We start from the raw sequence: 16,657 nt of genomic DNA, 5'->3' as shown, positions 1-16,657 counted from the left end.
ACAATCACTGCAACTTTCTGAAGCCCTGATCCGTTTCTGCAAGCGGGATACCACATCCCGCTTCGACAACAACAAGATCAGGAGGACTTCATGTCCAGAAATTCCAATCGCTTGTGTCAGCTTACCGGTTCACTCCTTATCATCACTGCAGGGGCCACGCCAGCCAGCGCGGGGCTCCTTGGCGGGCTACTCGGATCATCTACCGATGATTCAACAGTGCAGACGAACCAGGACAGAGACCCGGCAAAAGGCTACTTCAGCGAACCTTTTGCGGAACCAACCATCATCGTCGACGGTGAGGCTGTTGAAACCGACGAAAAATGCATCACCCGTGCCGATGGCATGGATGAGTGCAAACCGGCAGCAGGCACAATGGCTCTGCTGAAAGACGGTCGCCTGCTTTATTTGAACGCGCTGGAAGGCACTGAGAATGTTGAGCTATCGATCATCGCCGAATTTGGCGAAGTTTCAGTCAATGACCAGACCCGGGTACTGTCGCTGGATGAAAACGACAACCCGTCATGGCTCAAACCCTCTCCGCTGGATGCCGGCGCCAACCCGGACGGCAATGACAGCGAAACCCTGCTCAACGGCACCGAACTCGACGGCTTGATCGATACTGCAGATAACACCAGTAAAAACGACGGTGCCCTGTTCTGCTCCGATGTTATCGGCCTCGCAAACGGCGATGTCATGGCCGTCGGCGGCACGGATTATTACTCTGAGCCGGGCATTGACGGCCTGCCCCTGGGTGTCGCGGAACTGGAGGGCATCAAGAATTCCCGGATATTTGATGAGGCGACCAACACCTGGCGCCAGAGCGGTGACATGACCTACGGCCGCTGGTACCCGTCGCTGGTAACGCTGGGCAATGGCGACGTTTTTGTTGCCAGCGGAGTCACCAAGCTCCTGAAACCGGTCTACCCGGATGAACCGCTGAACAGCGGTCGTAACGTGGTTCAAACGGAAACCTACAACCCTTGCGCGGGGTCGTGGACAGAGAACCCCTCTACCGCAGACAGGTCGCTGCCGCTATACCCGCGCATGCATCTACTGCCCAACGGTCACGTGTTCTATAACGCCGGCGGCCAGGCATTCAATCCATTTGGCCAGGGTTATGACCAGGCCTTGTGGAACATTGTCGCTAGCTACAATCCCGCAACCCAGCGCTGGAACGACATTGGCTATGCCGGACTGCCCCTGAGGCTGGATGAAGTCGGGCTGGGCCAACTCAGCAGCACACTGAATATTACCAATCTTTCCCTGGACCAGATCGGCTCAATTGTGGGCGATGTACTGAAAGCTCCGTCCGATTTACTTGAGAGCGGCGCAGAGCTGGGCGTTTCCGAGGACGACCTTCGAATGGCCATTGCCGGTGGCATGCGCGGCTCCACATCCTCAACCATGCTACCCCTGAAGCCAAACGCCAACGGTGAATACACGGACGTCGAGCTTCTGACTGCCGGTGGTGTGCCCAGTTACGCTCTGCTGACCAATCCCGGCGGCTACCTGCCCACGGACCAGAGTCGGATCGACCGCATTACAACTAACGGCGATGACATCGGCTACGAATCACGACTCACTGGCTCGCTAAACCAGCCCCGGTGGTATGGCACCAATGTTCTCATGCCAGACGGCAGCGTCATGGTATTCAGTGGCGGCAACCGTGATGGTGTCGTAGCACCCGGCCTTGAGGGCCCGATTCGCAAGGCCGAGCGCTTTGATCCTGAGACGGGAACCTGGACTGAAATGGCCACTGGACACCGGGCGCGGACCTACCACAACACGGCCGTGTTGATGGAGGATGGTCGTGTGATGATTGCCGGGCATTCGCCAATCAACACCGCTTACCTGACCTTCGTGGACCTGCAGGATTTCGGCCTGGCACCCTATGACGGTCGCGACCCGAGTTTCGAAATCTACACGCCGCCCTACGCCATGCGTGATGATCGCCCGACGATCCAGAGCGCGCCACGCAACCTGACCGTTGGTGATCGTTTTAACATCAAGGTCGATCAGGCGGATGAGATCGACAAGGCACTGTTGATTCGCCGAACGGTGATGACTCACGTGATTGACGGCGACCAGCGCGCCATCGAACTGATCATGGAACGAGGCAATGGCAACAAGCTGACTCTGACAATGCCAGACAACCACAATGTTGTTCCCGCTGGCGAATACATGCTGTTCGTGAGCAAAGAGACCAGTGAAGGATGGGTGCCGTCTGTGTCCGCTCCGATCACCGTGGTCAATGAGAACCTCGAATGCATGGTGCCAGCCCAGGTGGCAGGAGATACAACCACAGTCGACGGCATTGTCGAATCAACGCTTGAGGTTCTGTAATCAGACCAAGGGGGTCAAACGATGAACACCGAACGAATCATCACTGGCGGCTTGCCACTGGTTTTGTTCGGCCTGATGCCCCTGCTGGCTTCTGCGCCAGCGGGGGCGCATGGAGCGCCAGACACCGAAGGCGCCCCCGCAGAAATCCTGCAGGCCCGCATTACCGGACAACCGGACATTCAGGGATTAAGCACCATGATTCTCGACGCTCCCCGGCCCGGGATCCTGTTGAGCTATCAGGGAGAAACGCCTTTGACCGTGCTTGGCAACGAAAACGAGGCTTTCCTCAGGTTCACGGGCAAAGTCGTTATGGTGAATCGGGATAGCCCGAGCTGGCGAAACCTTCCCAATGCTTCCGATCTCTCGGGAATGATCGCCGATGACAATGAGACATGGGCGCTGCTGTCCCAAAGTGCCAGTTTTGGCTGGCTGGATCCACGCCTGGACGCCGCAGAGGCAATGCACCATTCGGGCTCAGAGCCAAGGAGCTGGTCAATTACGCTGCAGACCGCTTCAGGCGAAACAGCAAAGATTGTTGGCGAGCTGAGGCGAAAATCGCTGCCCTAAAAAACACGAGGCAGTGTCCAAAAAAAAAGCCCCCGGATGTCGGGGGCTTTGTTGTTTTGCAAACTCGATTTATTGGCCTTGGTCGACAAGGTACTCAACAGCGGCCTGAATCTCTTCATCCGGGCAGTTTGCGCAACCACCTTTGGCAGGCATCGCGTTAAAACCATTGATCGCATGGCTGACCAGCGTCTCGAGGCCCTTGTCGATGCGGGGAGCCCAGGCAGCGGTATCGCCAATCTTGGGTGCACCGGCAGCGCCTGTGGTATGGCATGCCATACACACTGCATCGTAAACCTCACTGCCTGAACGAGGGCCAGAGCTGGCTGCCTCGGTCGGAGCGGCGGCACTGCCACATTCGTCACCCTGCAGGCACACTTCGCCAACCGGCTGGATACGTGCACGGATTTCATCTTCGACGCTTGCCATTACGGCGCTAGCTGTCAGGCCTGCAACGACCAATACAGCAGCCAGGACTCTCTTCATCTTCACAATGCACCTCGCATTTGAGCGTTATAATCTTCGGTCGCCGCATTATAGCGACTGAAACCTGGCAAAAAAACCAAACAGCAAAATCATAAATTGATTTCAACCATTTTAATTGCGATTTCGTAAGTCAGAGGGTGTTTCGCGAATAATCCGGTTACCATGGTGTTCGCCGACGTTTCATCATTCAGGACCTGTTTCCATGACCAATTCGGAACCGACTTCACCCCACCCGTTGCGCAAACCGCTGCTGATTGCCGAATTTACGGCGCTTGCTGTTTTGCTGGCTTCCATGGGGTGGTTTTCCAGCCAGACCAGCGGCGGCCAATCTATCAGCGCCGGCTGGCTGCTGATTCCAGCCTTCGCCAGCCTCGGGGTGTTCATCAGCTTCATCGGCCTCATGTACCTGCGCTGGGTAGCCTCGGCCGAAAGTGGCAACCGGTTCAAGCACAAGGTTATTTTCTCACTTCTGGCCGTCACGCTGATCGGCGTCTGGATCTATGGCATTGCCAACACCTGGTTCAGTCTGACCGCCAGCTAGGAGAGCACCTGATGACATCCCCACACCTGTTGGCGCCGCCCACGGCCATCACTACCCTCTCGTTGATGCTGTCGGTGCCTGTAAACGTGGCGGCACAGACTGAGGAAGCGCCCTCCATTGATTCACCCGAACAGTGCGCCCTGATTGACGATGGAATCAAGCGACTGGCCTGTTTTGACAGCCTCTACAAACCCACTGAGAGCCAGGCCCGGGCATCGGAAAGCGCCAAAGAACAGGCCGAGAAGAGCGCGGAGCAACTGGCGCCCAACGGTAAAGATCTCGATGCCGTTGCCGGCAATGCCCTGGAAGGCGATTCCGACGCAGGCGTTATGTCTGCCTTGGTGGACCGCTATGTGGCGGCCGAGAAAGCCGTGTTCTCCTTCTCCGGCAGCTTTGTGGGGCACCGGCCCACCTACATCCTGCCGGTGAGCTGGGTGAAAGACCCGAACGAATCACCATCCAGCCCCCGGCTCGGGTCCATCGGTTATGACTACGACCTGGAGCGCGAAGAAGCCAAGTACCAGATCAGTTTCAAGGTCCCACTGCTGACGGGGATTCTGGATGACCGCACAACCCTCTGGTTTGGCTATACCCAGACCTCGTTCTGGCAGGTGTACAACCAGGACGACTCCGCGCCCTTCCGGGAGACCAACTACGAGCCGGAGGTATTCGCCCGATACCAGACCGACTGGGATATCGGACCGGGCCGGCTCAATGGCGTGACCCTCGGATTCAATCACCAGTCCAACGGGCAGTCAGAACCTAGGTCCCGGAGCTGGAATCGCATCATGGGGTCAGCGGCCTACAGTTATGATCGCTGGCTCTTTATGGTCCAGCCCTGGTATCGGATTCCGGAGGACAATGAAGATGATAATGCGGATATCCAGCGCTACCTGGGGTATGCCAATTACCATGCGGTGTACAAGCTGAGCGAGGACCGGACGTTTTCGTTGCGGCTGATGAATAACCTGCGGTCGGATGATAACAAGACGTCGGTGGAGTTCGGGTACAGTTTCCCAATGGGGGATACGGTTAAGGGGTTCTTCCAGTACTACAACGGGTATGGGGAGAGTCTGATCGACTATAACCACCGGATTCAGCGGTTTGGTATCGGGATTATGCTGAACGACTGGCTCTGAGCCTCGGTCAGGTGAAGGTTGAGCAGGCCGGAAGGGGATTCAGAAACACGCTCCTTACGGCACGTCCATGTGACGCTTGGGCTCCGCCATCCATGGCTCCGCACAGTTTCTGAATCCCCTTCCGACCTACTCGCCCCAGAGTTTCGGAGTCGGCCGTTTGCTAAGCCCCCTCATTCAGCCTTTGCATTTCAGCCAATAATTCTTCGGTTTTCTTTTCCATCAACGGAATATCCGCCCGCGATTCTACGTTCAACCGCACAACCGGCTCGGTATTGGACATCCGCAGGTTGAAGCGCCAGTCGTCGAATTCGATGCTCACGCCATCCACGTGGCTGACGTTTTTGGCGCCGACGCTGTATTTGGCTTCAATCGCGGCGATGACCTTCGGGGGATCGTCAATGGTGCGGTTGATTTCTCCGCTCGCCGGGTAGGCTTCGATTCGGGCATCGATGAGCGACGACAGGGTCTGACCGGACTGGCAGAGGCGCTCGGCAACCAGCAGCCAGGGGATCATGCCGCTGTCGCAGTATGCGAAATCGCGGAAGTAGTGGTGGGCGCTCATTTCGCCACCGTAGACGGCGTCTTCGTCACGCATTCTCTGTTTGATGAAGGCGTGGCCGGTCTTGCTCTCAATAGCTTCGCCGCCAGCGGCTTTCACCAGATCAAGGGTGTTCCAGGTCAGGCGTGGGTCGTGGATGACTTTACCGCCGCCGGTCTTGCGCAGGAACTGGTCGGCGAGCAGACCAACAATGTAATAACCTTCGATAAAACGGCCGTTTTCGTCGAAGAAGAAGCAGCGGTCGTAATCGCCATCCCAGGCAATGCCCATGGCGGCGCCCTCTGCGATAACGGCGTCGGCCGTCGCAGCCCGGTTTTCCGGGAGGATCGGGTTCGGTACGCCGTTGGGGAAATGGCCATCCGGCTGGTGGTGCACTTTCACGAATTCAAAGGGCAGGTGCTGTTCGAGTTCGTCGATCACCAGGCCGGCGCCGCCGTTACCGGCGTTGCAGACAATGGTCAGCGGGCTGAGAGAGCCGGCATCGATGTATCCCAACAGATGGTCCACATAGGCGCTCATCACCTCAAGCGGTTCGTAGCGGCCCTGCTGGGGCGCATCACCGAAAGGTTCCGGCACCCGGTCGCGGATTTCGTTCAGGCCGTTGTCGGAGCTGATAGGCCGGGACTCAGGGCCGACCATTTTCATGCCGTTGTGATCTTTGGGATTGTGGCTGGCAGTTACCATAATGCCGCCGTCCATCTTGTAATGGCTGGTGGCAAAATACACCTGCTCGGTGCCGCACAGGCCGATATCAAACACATCCGCACCGGCGGCCATCAAACCGGAGCTGAGCGCTTCGGCAATGTCAGGGCTGGAGAGACGGATGTCGTAGCCCACGATGACTTTTTTCGCGCCGGTAATTTCCACGTAGGCGCGTCCGATTTTTTCAGCCAGGACCGGATTCAGTTGATCCGGCACCCGGCCTCGCAGGTCGTAGGCTTTAAAACAGGACAAGTCCATTGTCTGGAGTTACTCCGCGGCGGATGACTGAAGCTGGATGTAGTTCTGGATGCCCATCTGGGAAATCATTTCCAGCTGGGTTTCCAGCCAGTCGATATGCTCTTCTTCGCTATCGAGAATGCTGCGGAAAAGTTCACGGCTGGTGAAATCCTGCACTTCCTCGCAATAGAGGATCGCTTCTTTCAGGTCGGTGTGGGCAATTTCTTCCAGTTTGAGATCGCAGGAGATCATTTCCTCGACGTTCTCACCGATCAGCAATTTGTTCAGATCCTGGAGATTGGGCAGGCCTTCGAGGAACAGGATCCGCTCGATAAGCTGGTCTGCATGCTTCATCTCGTCGATGGATTCTTCGTATTCCTTGGCTGCCAGCTTGGCAATGCCCCAATCCTTGTACATGCGGGAATGGAGAAAGTACTGGTTGATCGCGGTCAGCTCGTTGCCGAGGACCTTGTTCAAGTGCTGGATGACCTTTTTATCGCCTTTCATGGTCTGGCTCCCTGATGGCCGAATGAATCAGCCTCTTAGGATAGCCCCTTATCGGACAGGAGAAAAATAGAACCGGACAATCGTACCGGTCAGGCAGGCTGGGCGAGCATATTGGCCATGGCCAGGTAATCGGGCGTGCGGCTCTCGCGCAGGATTTCGCGGGCAGTGCAGGCGCAGCGTCCACATTGGGTGCCCACCCCCAACTCTTTGCCAAGCTGGCGCATGGATGACACGCCGTTATCGGCAGCTTCGCGAATTTCCCGGTCGGTTACGCCGTGGCAAAGGCAAACGTACATAGCAGTGACTCACCAATGACAATAAAAGTTAGTGATAATTATTGTCATTGGCATATCGAAATGCAAGCCTTCTGGCTTAAATTTGTGCAACTTTTGTGTTGCGAGACTCACAAACCCCGGGTCAGATTCCGCGAACCTGCCTCGGTGACCACCACGTTGTCCTCGATACGAATACCGCCGCAGCCTCTCAGCCGCCCAATAAGCTCCCGGTTTAAATATTGCCCCAGCTCGCCTTCCAGCAGTGGATCCAGCAGCGACGGAATGAAATAGAGACCCGGCTCGATGGTTACCACCATACCGGGCTCCAGCCGGCGGGTGAGGCGAAGAAACGGCGCGTCGTCCGGAGGCGGCGTTGGCTTTCCAGCCACGTCGTGAACCTGGACGCCCAGGAAGTGACCGATGCCATGGGGGAAGAACACACGGGTGATGCCCTTTTCGACGATGTCCTCGTCACCCAGGCCGGTAACCAGACCGGTGGCCGACAGCAGGGCGGCAAGCCCCTGATGCGCCTTGCGATGGATGTCGATGTAGTCCACCCCGGGCGCGACCATGTCGCAGAGCCTGACCTGAAGCCGGTCGAGACCGTGGATCAGCGCTGCGAAGTGCGACTCTTCCGGACCTGCCGTGGTACGGGTGATATCGGAGCAGTAGCCCCGAAAACGGACCCCGGCATCGATCAGCAGGCTGCGGGTCTGCCCCGGCGGCTGCGTATCGTAATACTGGTAGTGCAACGTCCCGGCGTGCTCGTTCAGCCCGATAATGCTGTGATAAGGCGCTTCCGCCTCCCGCTGACCGGTTGCCTGCTGGTAGGCCAGGTTGATGCCAAACTCGCTCTCACCGACCAGGAACGCCTCCCGGGCCGCCGCGTGGCCTGCCAGAGCCAGTCTGTTCGCCTGTGCGAGACACTCGATTTCGTAGGGCGTTTTGCACACGCGGGTCTCGTCCAGATCCCTCAACAGAGCCTCCGGGTTTTTCTCACCCGGAATATTCGATATCAGGGCAGGATCCCCGATCACCGCAAGGCTTTCCGGATCGTCCAGCAACGGGGCCTCGGGTGAGGCACTGCTGCGAACCTCGATGAATTGCTGCCAGGGCTCTTCCGCCAGTGGCGAATTGGCGTGCCAGAAGTCGACCGGTTCGAACAGCCAGAGCACGGGCTTGTGCCCGGCCCGGATCCAGAGCCAGCAGTGTTCGCGACCGGCCAGCCCGGTCCAGTGCAGAAACGGACCATAACCCTGGAAATGCCAGGCCTGGTCATCTCCATAACGGTAAGGCGCGGCGCCGGAAGCAATAAGCAGGCTGTCGTAGCCATGCCCTGCCAGGGCCGATTCGTATCGGGCCTGCAGTTCTTTCAGGTGATCGGTCTGCAGCGACAACAGCGCATCATCAGGCATGGCCATCTTCCAGTGTTTTCCAGAGCGTTAAAAGATCGTCCGAGCGGGTGTCACGGAGACGGATCAGGCGAATTTCCAGGGGGACATCCCAGCCTTCGTCACCGGCTCGCACCAGACTGCCGAACTGTTCGCTTTTTTCTGTCATGCGCCGGGGCAACCACCCCATGCCGAAACCCTGCTTCACCAGCGCCTTGATGCTGGCGGACTGGGTGTTCTCGTTCAGGGGTAACAGATTGGCCGTCAATCTGCTGCGGGCTAGATGGCCTTCAATCGCCGATTGCAGGAAACCACGACTGTGATAAGCGATCAGCGGTACCGGCTGTTCCGGGCTGCCCGGCAAGGCAAACCGGGGATGTCCCTGATCGTCAGCAACACTCACCGGAACCAGGGATTCACGAGCCAGCACCAGCCAGTCGTAAGTGTCGGCAGTCAGCCTGCCGCCCCAGGGCAGGTCCGGATGCCAGTAGCACAGCACCAGATCACACTCGCCACTGTCCAGCGCCTCCAGAAACTGCTCCCCCACCCAACTGGTGGCATTCAGATTGAGCTGCAAACGCTCGGCAATGCCCGCGTCTTTCGCCCAGCCCTGGTAAAAGTGCGAAAACAGGCCCTGCGTGGAACCCACACTGATCCTGGCAGACACCTCGGCTTCAAGGGCGCTGATTCGATCACGGGTATCCCGGACATCCCGGGTGATCCGCTCGCACAGCTCCCGGAATATCTCGCCAGCGGGCGTCAGCGAGAGCGGCAGCGTCTGGCGGTTGACCAGCGTGCTGCCCATGGCTTCTTCCAATAATTTGATCCGGCGGCTGAACGTAGGCTGGCTCACGTGCTGCAACTCGGCAGCACGTGAGAAATGGCGCGTACGGGCCAGCGCCAGAAAATCTTCCAACCAGCGTACTTCCATGGAGTCCCCTGAGGGTATGTCGTTGTATCGATGCGAGTTCTGCTGCTGGCATCATAGCCTATCGCAGCGGCGCCGTTACAACCTGCCCTCTTCCACCGCGTGACAGGCAACCTGAGTTCCGCCATCGGTAGTGATCAGCTGAGGCACTTCCTGCCGGCATCGCTCGTTGGCATAGGGGCACCGCCCATGGAATACGCAGCCCGACGGCAGGTTCACCGGTGTGGGCACTTCTCCTTTCAGGCGGATGTGGTTGGGGCGGTCGTCCTCCAGTTTCGGAATGGCAGACAACAGCGCCTGGGTGTAGGGATGTCGGGGCGCGGAAAACAGCGTCTTGGTATCCGCAAGCTCACAAACCCGCCCCAGGTACATTACTGCGACCCGGGTGCCGAAATGCTCCACCACCGCCAGATCGTGGGTAATGAACAAATAGGTCAAGCCCCGGCTTTCCTGGGCGTCCATCAGCAGGTTCAGTACCTGGGCCTGAATCGACACATCCAGGGCCGAGATCGGCTCGTCGGCCACGATGAACTCCGGATCGACTGCCAGGGCCCGGGCAATAGCGATCCGCTGGCGCTGGCCACCAGAGAATTCGTGGCCGAAGCGGTTGCCCCAGTCCTGATCGATGCCCACCGAGTGCATCACCTCATGGATCTTGTCCCGCACCTGCACCGGGGACCAGTCCGGATGGTGGAACCGGATCGGCTCCTCCAGGGTCTGCTGGATGGTCATGCGAGGGTTCAGGGACGCATAGGGATTCTGGAAGATCATTTGCATCTTGCGCCGGTACGGCAGTGAATCCTTGCGCTCCAGATTGTCGATGCGCTGGCCGTCGTAGTGAATCTCGCCGGCGCTGGGCGACAGCAACCCCATCACAGTTCGGGCCACGGTCGACTTGCCACAGCCGGATTCGCCCACCACGCACAGGGCCTCGCCCTTCTGCACTTCCAGGTCCACGCCATTGATGGCATGGACTGCCTCCTGTTTGCGGCGGAAACGCCCCCCCTCAAAGGTGATCTGCTCCAGCAGGCTGCCGGACAGGTCAAAGCGTTTCTCGAGACCGCGGATACTTACCAGAGGGGAGGTCATGATTCGGCCTCCTGCATGCGTTTCTCCTGTTCAATCAGGTTGGCAACTTCGTAACAGGCCACATTCACATTGCCCGAGCGCACATACTCCGGCATTGCCTGCTTGCACTGCTCGGTGGCGAAGTTGCAGCGGGGATGGAACGGACAGCCGGAGGGCACGTTCTTCAACGATGGCATGGAGCCAGGAATCTGGAACAGCCGCTCGCCGGGCTCGCCCATCTGGGGCAGCGCGTTGATCAGCCCCTGGGTGTAGGGGTGCTGGGCATCGTTGATAATTTCCCGGGTTGGCCCCTGCTCGATAATCCGGCCGGAGTACATGACCAGCATTCGCTGGGTCACCTGTGAAACCACGCCTAGATCGTGGGTAATCAGCATCAACGCCACGTTCTCCTGTTCGCACAGGTTCAGCAGCAGATCCATGATTTCCGCCTGAATAGTGACGTCCAGAGCCGTCGTGGGCTCATCCGCGATGATGATTTCCGGGTCCAGCAGCAGGGCGATGGCAATGATCACCCGCTGGCGCATACCCCCGGACAGCTCATGGGGGTATTGATCGAGACGCTTCTCCGGAGAAGGAATCTGCACCTTCTGCAGCCGGTCCAGAGCAATGGCACGGGCTTCTTTTTTACTGATTTTCCGATGGGCAAGGATCGCCTCCACCATCTGGGTTCCGATGGTGAGGACCGGGTTCAGGGTCATCATCGGATCCTGGAAGATCATGGCGATACGGTTACCACGGATTCGGCGCAGCTCGCGCTCGCTCATGGCGGCCAGGTCCCTGCCCTCGAACAGGATCTGTCCGCCGGCGATGTAGCCCGGCTTGGCAATCAGGTTCAGGATGGAAAAGGCGGCCACCGACTTGCCGGCACCGGACTCCCCCACCAAACCCAAACGCTCGCCCTTGTCCAGGCTGAAGCTGATGCCGCGCAGCGCTGTCAGGTCGCCACCACGCACGGCAAAACGTACATCAAGATCTTTTACTTCCAACAGTGCCATGGTGTTACCCCTTGTACAGCCGTGGGTTCATCACATCCCGCAACCAGTCACCCAACAGGTTGATGACCAGCACGAGCACCACCAGCACCAGGCCCGGGATCAGGGTGATCCACCAGGAACCGCTCTGGATGTAGTCAAAACCGGATTTGATCAGCGAGCCCAGCGACGGCTGGGTCTCCGGCATACCAAGCCCCAGAAACGACAGGGCCGCCTCGGAAATAATGGCGTTGGCAATCTGGACCGTGGCGATAACGAAGATCGGCGACAGGGTGTTGGGCAGGATGTGCCGGAACATGATCCGACGGGTCCCGAAGCCCATCACTTTGGCGGCGTCGACGTATTCCTTCTTTTTCTCCGCCAGCACCGAGGCGCGGACGGTCCGGGCAATCTGGGGCCACTCGGCGACCCCGATGATGAAGATCAGCATGTAGATGGCGATCTCACCGAACATCAGGTTACCGAAGCTGGCCTTGAAGACAGCGCCCACGATGATGGCAACCATCAGCGTGGAGAAGGACAGCTGCACATCGGCAATGCGCATGAGCACCGCATCCACCTTGCCACCCAGATAGCCAGCCAGCAGGCCGAACAGAATGCCCAGAAACGCCTGCAGGACCACCGCCCCGAAACCGATCATCAGGGACACCCGGGTGCCGTACAAAATGGTGGACAGCAGATCCCGGCCCTGAGCGTCGGTGCCCAGCGGGAATGCCGGATCAGCTCCGCTCATGCCCACCGGAGGCAGCTCGGAATTCATAATGTTGATCTGCGCCAGATCGTACGGATCGGCGGGCGCCAGCAGGGGCGCGAACACCGCCGCCAGCACCATCAGCAGCAGCACGGCAAAGCTGACAATCGCCACCTTGTCGCGCTTGAAGCTGTACCAGAAGAAGGACTCGCGGAAGCGGTCCCAGCGGGAAACCGTTGCCGTTGTCATGCTTTCTTTCCTGTCAGTTTGACGGTGGGATTCACCAGACCGTAGATCAGATCCACCAGGGTATTGGTAACCACGAAAATCAGGCCCACCACCATCAGGTAAGCCACGATCAGCGGAATGTCACTGCGGGTAATCGCCTCCAGGAACATCAGGCCCACGCCCGGCCACTGGAACACGGTTTCCGTGAGAATGGTGTACGCCACCATAATGCCGATCTGCACACCGCCAACAGTGATCACCGGCAGCATGGTGTTCTTTAGCGCATGCAGGAAGTTGATGCGGCCAGCACTGAGGCCCTTGGCCCGGGCGTAACGCACATAGTCGCTCTGCAGCACTTCCATCATCTCGGCCCGGATCAGCCGGATGAACAGAGGCAGCATGATCGAGGCCAGCGACACCGACGGCAGGACCAGATGCATCAGCCCGGTTCCAGTGAAAAAACCGGACTCCCAGGTGCCGAACAGGTGCGTGAGCTCATCGCCACGCCCATAGGAAGGCAACCCGCCCTCGGTGGAGAAGACATCGTTCAGCCACTGGCCCCAGCCGGTATCCGACGGGAACCAGTTAACCGTCACGCCAATGGAGAACAGTTGAATCAACATAATGGCCGTCAGGAACACCGGGATGGAGATACCCACAGTACTGACGCCCATAAAGAATTTGGATAACCATGCCTGGGGCCGGATAGCGGCATAGACACCGATCGGCACGGAGAGAAACACAATAATCAGACTGGCACCGATGACCAGCTCCAGCGTCGCCGGCAGGTGTTCGGCGATCACTTCCAGGGTCGGCTTGCTGTAGAAATAGGAGTTACCCAGGTCGCCCTGGAGCGCATTGCCTGCAAACCGCAGGTACTGCACCACCATCGGGTCGTTCAGGCCAAGCTCCTCTCGAATGGCTTCCCGCTCCTCCTCGGAGACGGACATCCCCACCATTTCCTGAAGCGGGTCCCCGAGGCCATCCTGAATGGCAAAGGCAATCACGCTGATCACAAACATGACCAGAAACGCCTGGGAAATCCGCTGAACCAAAAACGCTAACATGGAAAGCTTCCGGATAAGGCTTGCAAACAAAAGGCCGGCGCCGGATCACTCCAGCGCCGGCCGGCCATCAAAGGCAGTTACTCAACAACCAGGTCACCCAGGTACGGGAAGTTCATGACATTGAGCACCGGCTCAATGTTCACATTCTTCTTGGAGGCCCAGGCCAGGTCCTGCCAGTGCAGCGGAACAAAGGCGGCATCGTCGTACAGACGCTGCTCCACTTCCTGCAGCATGGCCGCACGCTTGTCCAGATCAGTCTCGACGTTGGCCTTCTGTACCAGGGCGTCGATTTCCGGGTTGCAGTAGTTACCGGCGTTGTACTGGCCAGCGCCACTGTCCGCATCCGGGCAGAAGGTCAGGAACTCGTAGAAGTTGGCGGAGTCCTCGGTATCCGCGTGCCAGCCGATCATCATCATGTCGGCTGCGCGGTTGTCATACTCCGGCCAGTACTGGGCCTTTGGCAGGGTTTTCAGATCCACCTTGATGTTGATGCGTGCCAGCATGGCAGCCACTGCCTGAGCGATCTTGTCGTCGTTCACGTAGCGGTTGTTCGGCGCCATCATGGTGATGGTGAAGCCGTCCTCGTACCCGGCCTCCTTCATCAGCTCCTGGGCCTTGGCCACATCGAAGCGCGGTGTCAGGGACTCGTTATAGCCCTGGTAGCCTTCAGGCGACATCTGGGCAGCAGGGGTGGCGAAGCCTTTCATGATCTTGGCGGCAATGCCTTCCTGGTTGATGGCATAGGCAATCGCCTGGCGAACCTTCGGGTTCTTGAAGGCTTCCACTCGCTCCTGGTTCATGTGGAACAGGATGATGCGGGTGCCACTCATGGTGACCAGGTTGGCGTTCTTGTCGTTGCGGATCCGCTCCAGATCATTGGGCGGGACCGGTGCGATGAAGTCAACGCCACCGGACAGCAGCGCAGACACACGGGTGTTGTTCTCTTTGATCGGAGTCAGCACGATCTTGCCAACATTGCCCGGGGACTCGGTATCCCAGTAGTCGTCAAAGCGCTCGAACTCGACGCGGACACCCTGCTTGCGTTCGGTCACGGTGTAGGGACCGGTGCCCGACAGATTCTCGGATGCGAAGGAGTTGCCATGCTTGAGGATGGCGCTCTTGTCTTTGCCGTCTTCGGTCTGGCCGCTGTAGAACTCGCTGTCGAACGGGAAGATATAAGTGGCGGTGTTCAGCAGCAGCGGATAGGGCTCGCTGGTGACCAGCTCGAAGGTGTAATCATCAATGATGTTGATGCCGCTGAAGGGCTTGAAGATGGCCTTGAAATCCTGGCTCTGCTTCAGGCGGTCGAAGGTGAACTTCACATCCGCGGTCGTCAGCTCGTTGCCGGAATGGAACTTCACGCCCTCACGGAGTTTGAAGCGCATGGTGTTTTCATCAACCCGGGTCCAGCTCTCTGCCAGACGCGGCTCGAAGCCAAGATCCTTGGTCCAGCGCAACAGCGGATCAAAGGTCATATGGGACAGCTGGAGAATGCCACCAGACAGCTGCTCATGAATGTCGAGGGTCACGGGGTCGGCGTCGTACGCCATCTTCAGTTCCTTGGTCGCCTCGGCAGACAGGGCTACCGGCGCCGCCGCCAGGGCCATGGAACCGACAAATGCTGCAATCAGTTTTTTCATCGCGTTTTCCGTCGCTGTTTTAGGAATTTTCACGGAACATCGGCGCAGAAGGGCGCCGAATGCCTGGCCAACAAGCTAGTCTCGGAAAACACTTAGGGCAATCGAAATTGCGACATGGGGCTATACGCCAGGTGAATGACCTGATTTGGCGCAGACTTACAGCCGGAAAACCAGAGGCAGGATCAGGGCAGTAAACACACCGGTAAGTCCCATTCCCAGAGACGCAAACGCGCCGGCGCTATGGCTGATTTCAAACGCCCTCGCGGTTCCGATGGCATGGCCATTCAGACCCAGGGCAAAGCCCAGAATCCGTTCGTCTTCAACAGGCAAAAGCCGCGCGAGCAGGTCAACGAAGAGGGTTGCCACCACGCCGGTGATCAGGAGCCCGCCCATCATCAGGGGCACCGAACCGCCCAACTGCTCGGTAATACCGATGGCGATAGGCGCAGTAACCGACTTGGGCGCCAGCGAGGCCAGAACCTCCGGCGTCGCGCCCAACGCCCAGCCAATCACCACTGCGTAAACCGCCGCCATGGTGGCGGCAATCGGCAGCGTGACCACAATCGGGCGCCACATGGCACGGATATGGTGCATCTGCTGGTACAAGGGAATGCCGAGTGCGACGGTGGCAGGCCCCAGCAACACCGTCAGCCAGCGCGCGCCCTGTTGGTAATCCTGGTAATCCACCGCCAATGCGATGAAGCCAGATAGAAGACACGCAGACAAAACAACCGGCGGCAGCCAGATAGGCCGGCCAATGCGGGAAAACAGCCAGTTGCCGGCAAAGAAGGCACCGAGGGTCAAACCGATCGCAAGAATCGGGGTGGCGGCAAGCGACTCCGGCAGGGCCTGGAAGCGCACAAGGAGCTCACTCACCATCGCTAACGCCTCTTTTCGTCACCGCCTTCATCAACAACAACGTCGTCAGCACACTGAGAAAGGTGCCCACCAGCAATGCCGCCGCAACCGCCAGCCACTGCCCGGAGAACTGGTTCGCCGTGAAAAACACACCCACCACCCCCGGCATGATCAAGAGCACCAGCACCGATATCAGCCCCTGGCTGGCCCGAGCAAGATCATCACTCACGTTGCCTTTAAGCATCAGCGTGAAGGTAATGACCACCATCCCCAGCACGCCGCCACTCACCGGCAACGCCAGAAGCAGGCGCACAGACTCGCCAAGAATAAAAAACAGCACCAGAACCAGAAAACCACGCAACATCGGCATGCGCTTACACTCACCCGGGAAAGAATTGCATTACACTAGCCCAAACCCCT

At 58.5% G+C, this 16,657-nt stretch carries 17 protein-coding genes; 4 read left to right on the top strand and 13 right to left on the bottom strand.

The window, feature by feature from the left end; genetic code table 11:
- Positions 1-90: 90 nt before the first annotated feature.
- Complete coding sequence (locus tag J3362_RS15010) at positions 91-2,343, top strand: galactose oxidase early set domain-containing protein (RefSeq protein WP_349520724.1); 2,253 nt, start codon at positions 91-93, stop codon at positions 2,341-2,343.
- Between the two features lie 21 nt (positions 2,344-2,364).
- Entirely contained in the window at positions 2,365-2,910 is a 546-nt protein-coding gene (locus tag J3362_RS15005) for a hypothetical protein (protein ID WP_349520722.1), read from the top strand.
- 69 nt (positions 2,911-2,979) lie between these two features.
- Here J3362_RS15005 and J3362_RS15000 read toward each other — a convergent pair whose 3' ends face one another.
- Entirely contained in the window at positions 2,980-3,393 is a 414-nt protein-coding gene (locus tag J3362_RS15000) for a c-type cytochrome (RefSeq protein ID WP_349520720.1), read from the bottom strand.
- A 202-nt stretch (positions 3,394-3,595) separates the two neighbouring features.
- On the opposite strand from J3362_RS15000, the gene J3362_RS14995 reads away from it, so the two are divergent.
- On the top strand, positions 3,596-3,934 hold the full coding sequence (locus J3362_RS14995; RefSeq protein ID WP_349520719.1) for a hypothetical protein: 339 nt from the start codon (positions 3,596-3,598) through the stop codon (positions 3,932-3,934).
- A gap of 11 nt (positions 3,935-3,945) precedes the next feature.
- A complete protein-coding gene (locus J3362_RS14990; protein WP_349520718.1) occupies positions 3,946-5,073 on the top strand; it encodes a phospholipase A in 1,128 nt (375 codons plus the stop codon).
- Between the two features lie 160 nt (positions 5,074-5,233).
- Here J3362_RS14990 and J3362_RS14985 read toward each other — a convergent pair whose 3' ends face one another.
- The 12 genes from J3362_RS14985 to J3362_RS14930 form a co-directional block, all read right to left on the bottom strand.
- Entirely contained in the window at positions 5,234-6,592 is a 1,359-nt protein-coding gene (locus tag J3362_RS14985; protein WP_349520716.1) for a phosphohexomutase domain-containing protein, read from the bottom strand.
- Between the two features lie 9 nt (positions 6,593-6,601).
- The gene (bfr, locus tag J3362_RS14980; RefSeq protein ID WP_349520715.1) at positions 6,602-7,078 is read right to left on the bottom strand and encodes a bacterioferritin; all 477 of its coding nucleotides are present in this window, start codon (positions 7,076-7,078) and stop codon (positions 6,602-6,604) included.
- 89 nt (positions 7,079-7,167) lie between these two features.
- Complete coding sequence (locus tag J3362_RS14975) at positions 7,168-7,374, bottom strand: bacterioferritin-associated ferredoxin (RefSeq protein ID WP_012139146.1); 207 nt, start codon at positions 7,372-7,374, stop codon at positions 7,168-7,170.
- Positions 7,375-7,481: 107 nt separating this feature from the next.
- On the bottom strand, positions 7,482-8,768 hold the full coding sequence (pepQ, locus tag J3362_RS14970) for a Xaa-Pro dipeptidase (RefSeq protein ID WP_349520713.1): 1,287 nt from the start codon (positions 8,766-8,768) through the stop codon (positions 7,482-7,484).
- Positions 8,761-9,675 (bottom strand): LysR family transcriptional regulator, encoded by a 915-nt coding sequence (locus J3362_RS14965; RefSeq protein WP_349520712.1) that lies wholly within the window; start codon positions 9,673-9,675, stop codon positions 8,761-8,763. The genes pepQ and J3362_RS14965 overlap by 8 nt, the downstream gene beginning before the upstream one ends.
- Positions 9,676-9,750: 75 nt before the next feature.
- Positions 9,751-10,761 (bottom strand): ABC transporter ATP-binding protein, encoded by a 1,011-nt coding sequence (locus tag J3362_RS14960; protein ID WP_062782921.1) that lies wholly within the window; start codon positions 10,759-10,761, stop codon positions 9,751-9,753.
- Positions 10,758-11,756, bottom strand: a complete 999-nt coding sequence (locus tag J3362_RS14955) for an ABC transporter ATP-binding protein (RefSeq protein WP_014575819.1) — start codon at positions 11,754-11,756, stop codon at positions 10,758-10,760. The genes J3362_RS14960 and J3362_RS14955 overlap by 4 nt, the downstream gene beginning before the upstream one ends.
- 4 nt (positions 11,757-11,760) lie before the next feature.
- The gene (locus tag J3362_RS14950; protein WP_014575818.1) at positions 11,761-12,693 is read right to left on the bottom strand and encodes an ABC transporter permease; all 933 of its coding nucleotides are present in this window, start codon (positions 12,691-12,693) and stop codon (positions 11,761-11,763) included.
- A complete protein-coding gene (locus tag J3362_RS14945; protein ID WP_349520710.1) occupies positions 12,690-13,739 on the bottom strand; it encodes an ABC transporter permease in 1,050 nt (349 codons plus the stop codon). The genes J3362_RS14950 and J3362_RS14945 overlap by 4 nt, the downstream gene beginning before the upstream one ends.
- 77 nt (positions 13,740-13,816) lie before the next feature.
- Positions 13,817-15,379, bottom strand: coding sequence for an ABC transporter substrate-binding protein (locus J3362_RS14940; RefSeq protein ID WP_349520709.1), 1,563 nt, complete (start codon positions 15,377-15,379; stop codon positions 13,817-13,819).
- Positions 15,380-15,535: 156 nt separating this feature from the next.
- Positions 15,536-16,258, bottom strand: a complete 723-nt coding sequence (locus J3362_RS14935; RefSeq protein ID WP_349520708.1) for an LrgB family protein — start codon at positions 16,256-16,258, stop codon at positions 15,536-15,538.
- A complete protein-coding gene (locus J3362_RS14930; RefSeq protein ID WP_008169943.1) occupies positions 16,248-16,607 on the bottom strand; it encodes a CidA/LrgA family protein in 360 nt (119 codons plus the stop codon). Before J3362_RS14930 ends, J3362_RS14935 begins: the two co-directional genes overlap by 11 nt.
- Between the last annotated feature and the right edge of the window lie 50 nt (positions 16,608-16,657).

Origin of the sequence: Marinobacter sp. NFXS11, from assembly GCF_040148675.1 — a bacterium.
In the GTDB taxonomy this organism is placed as follows: domain Bacteria; phylum Pseudomonadota; class Gammaproteobacteria; order Pseudomonadales; family Oleiphilaceae; genus Marinobacter.
This window is presented reverse-complemented; position numbering and strand designations above follow the sequence as displayed.

Excerpts from the sequence above, each read along its gene's own strand:
- J3362_RS14960 (WP_062782921.1), bottom strand. The coding sequence starts at position 10,761 with ATGACCTCCCCTCTGGTAAGTATCCGCGGTCTCGAGAAACGCTTTGAC.
- J3362_RS14975 (WP_012139146.1), bottom strand. The coding sequence starts at position 7,374 with ATGTACGTTTGCCTTTGCCACGGCGTAACCGACCGGGAAATTCGCGAA.
- J3362_RS14950 (WP_014575818.1), bottom strand. The coding sequence starts at position 12,693 with ATGACAACGGCAACGGTTTCCCGCTGGGACCGCTTCCGCGAGTCCTTC.
- J3362_RS14995 (WP_349520719.1), top strand. The coding sequence starts at position 3,596 with ATGACCAATTCGGAACCGACTTCACCCCACCCGTTGCGCAAACCGCTG.
- J3362_RS14935 (WP_349520708.1), bottom strand. The coding sequence starts at position 16,258 with ATGGTGAGTGAGCTCCTTGTGCGCTTCCAGGCCCTGCCGGAGTCGCTT.
- bfr (WP_349520715.1), bottom strand. The coding sequence starts at position 7,078 with ATGAAAGGCGATAAAAAGGTCATCCAGCACTTGAACAAGGTCCTCGGC.
- J3362_RS15000 (WP_349520720.1), bottom strand. The coding sequence starts at position 3,393 with ATGAAGAGAGTCCTGGCTGCTGTATTGGTCGTTGCAGGCCTGACAGCT.
- pepQ (WP_349520713.1), bottom strand. The coding sequence starts at position 8,768 with ATGCCTGATGATGCGCTGTTGTCGCTGCAGACCGATCACCTGAAAGAA.
- J3362_RS14945 (WP_349520710.1), bottom strand. The coding sequence starts at position 13,739 with ATGTTAGCGTTTTTGGTTCAGCGGATTTCCCAGGCGTTTCTGGTCATG.
- J3362_RS14985 (WP_349520716.1), bottom strand. The coding sequence starts at position 6,592 with ATGGACTTGTCCTGTTTTAAAGCCTACGACCTGCGAGGCCGGGTGCCG.
- J3362_RS14930 (WP_008169943.1), bottom strand. The coding sequence starts at position 16,607 with ATGCCGATGTTGCGTGGTTTTCTGGTTCTGGTGCTGTTTTTTATTCTT.
- J3362_RS14940 (WP_349520709.1), bottom strand. The coding sequence starts at position 15,379 with ATGAAAAAACTGATTGCAGCATTTGTCGGTTCCATGGCCCTGGCGGCG.
- J3362_RS15005 (WP_349520722.1), top strand. The coding sequence starts at position 2,365 with ATGAACACCGAACGAATCATCACTGGCGGCTTGCCACTGGTTTTGTTC.
- J3362_RS15010 (WP_349520724.1), top strand. The coding sequence starts at position 91 with ATGTCCAGAAATTCCAATCGCTTGTGTCAGCTTACCGGTTCACTCCTT.
- J3362_RS14990 (WP_349520718.1), top strand. The coding sequence starts at position 3,946 with ATGACATCCCCACACCTGTTGGCGCCGCCCACGGCCATCACTACCCTC.
- J3362_RS14965 (WP_349520712.1), bottom strand. The coding sequence starts at position 9,675 with ATGGAAGTACGCTGGTTGGAAGATTTTCTGGCGCTGGCCCGTACGCGC.
- J3362_RS14955 (WP_014575819.1), bottom strand. The coding sequence starts at position 11,756 with ATGGCACTGTTGGAAGTAAAAGATCTTGATGTACGTTTTGCCGTGCGT.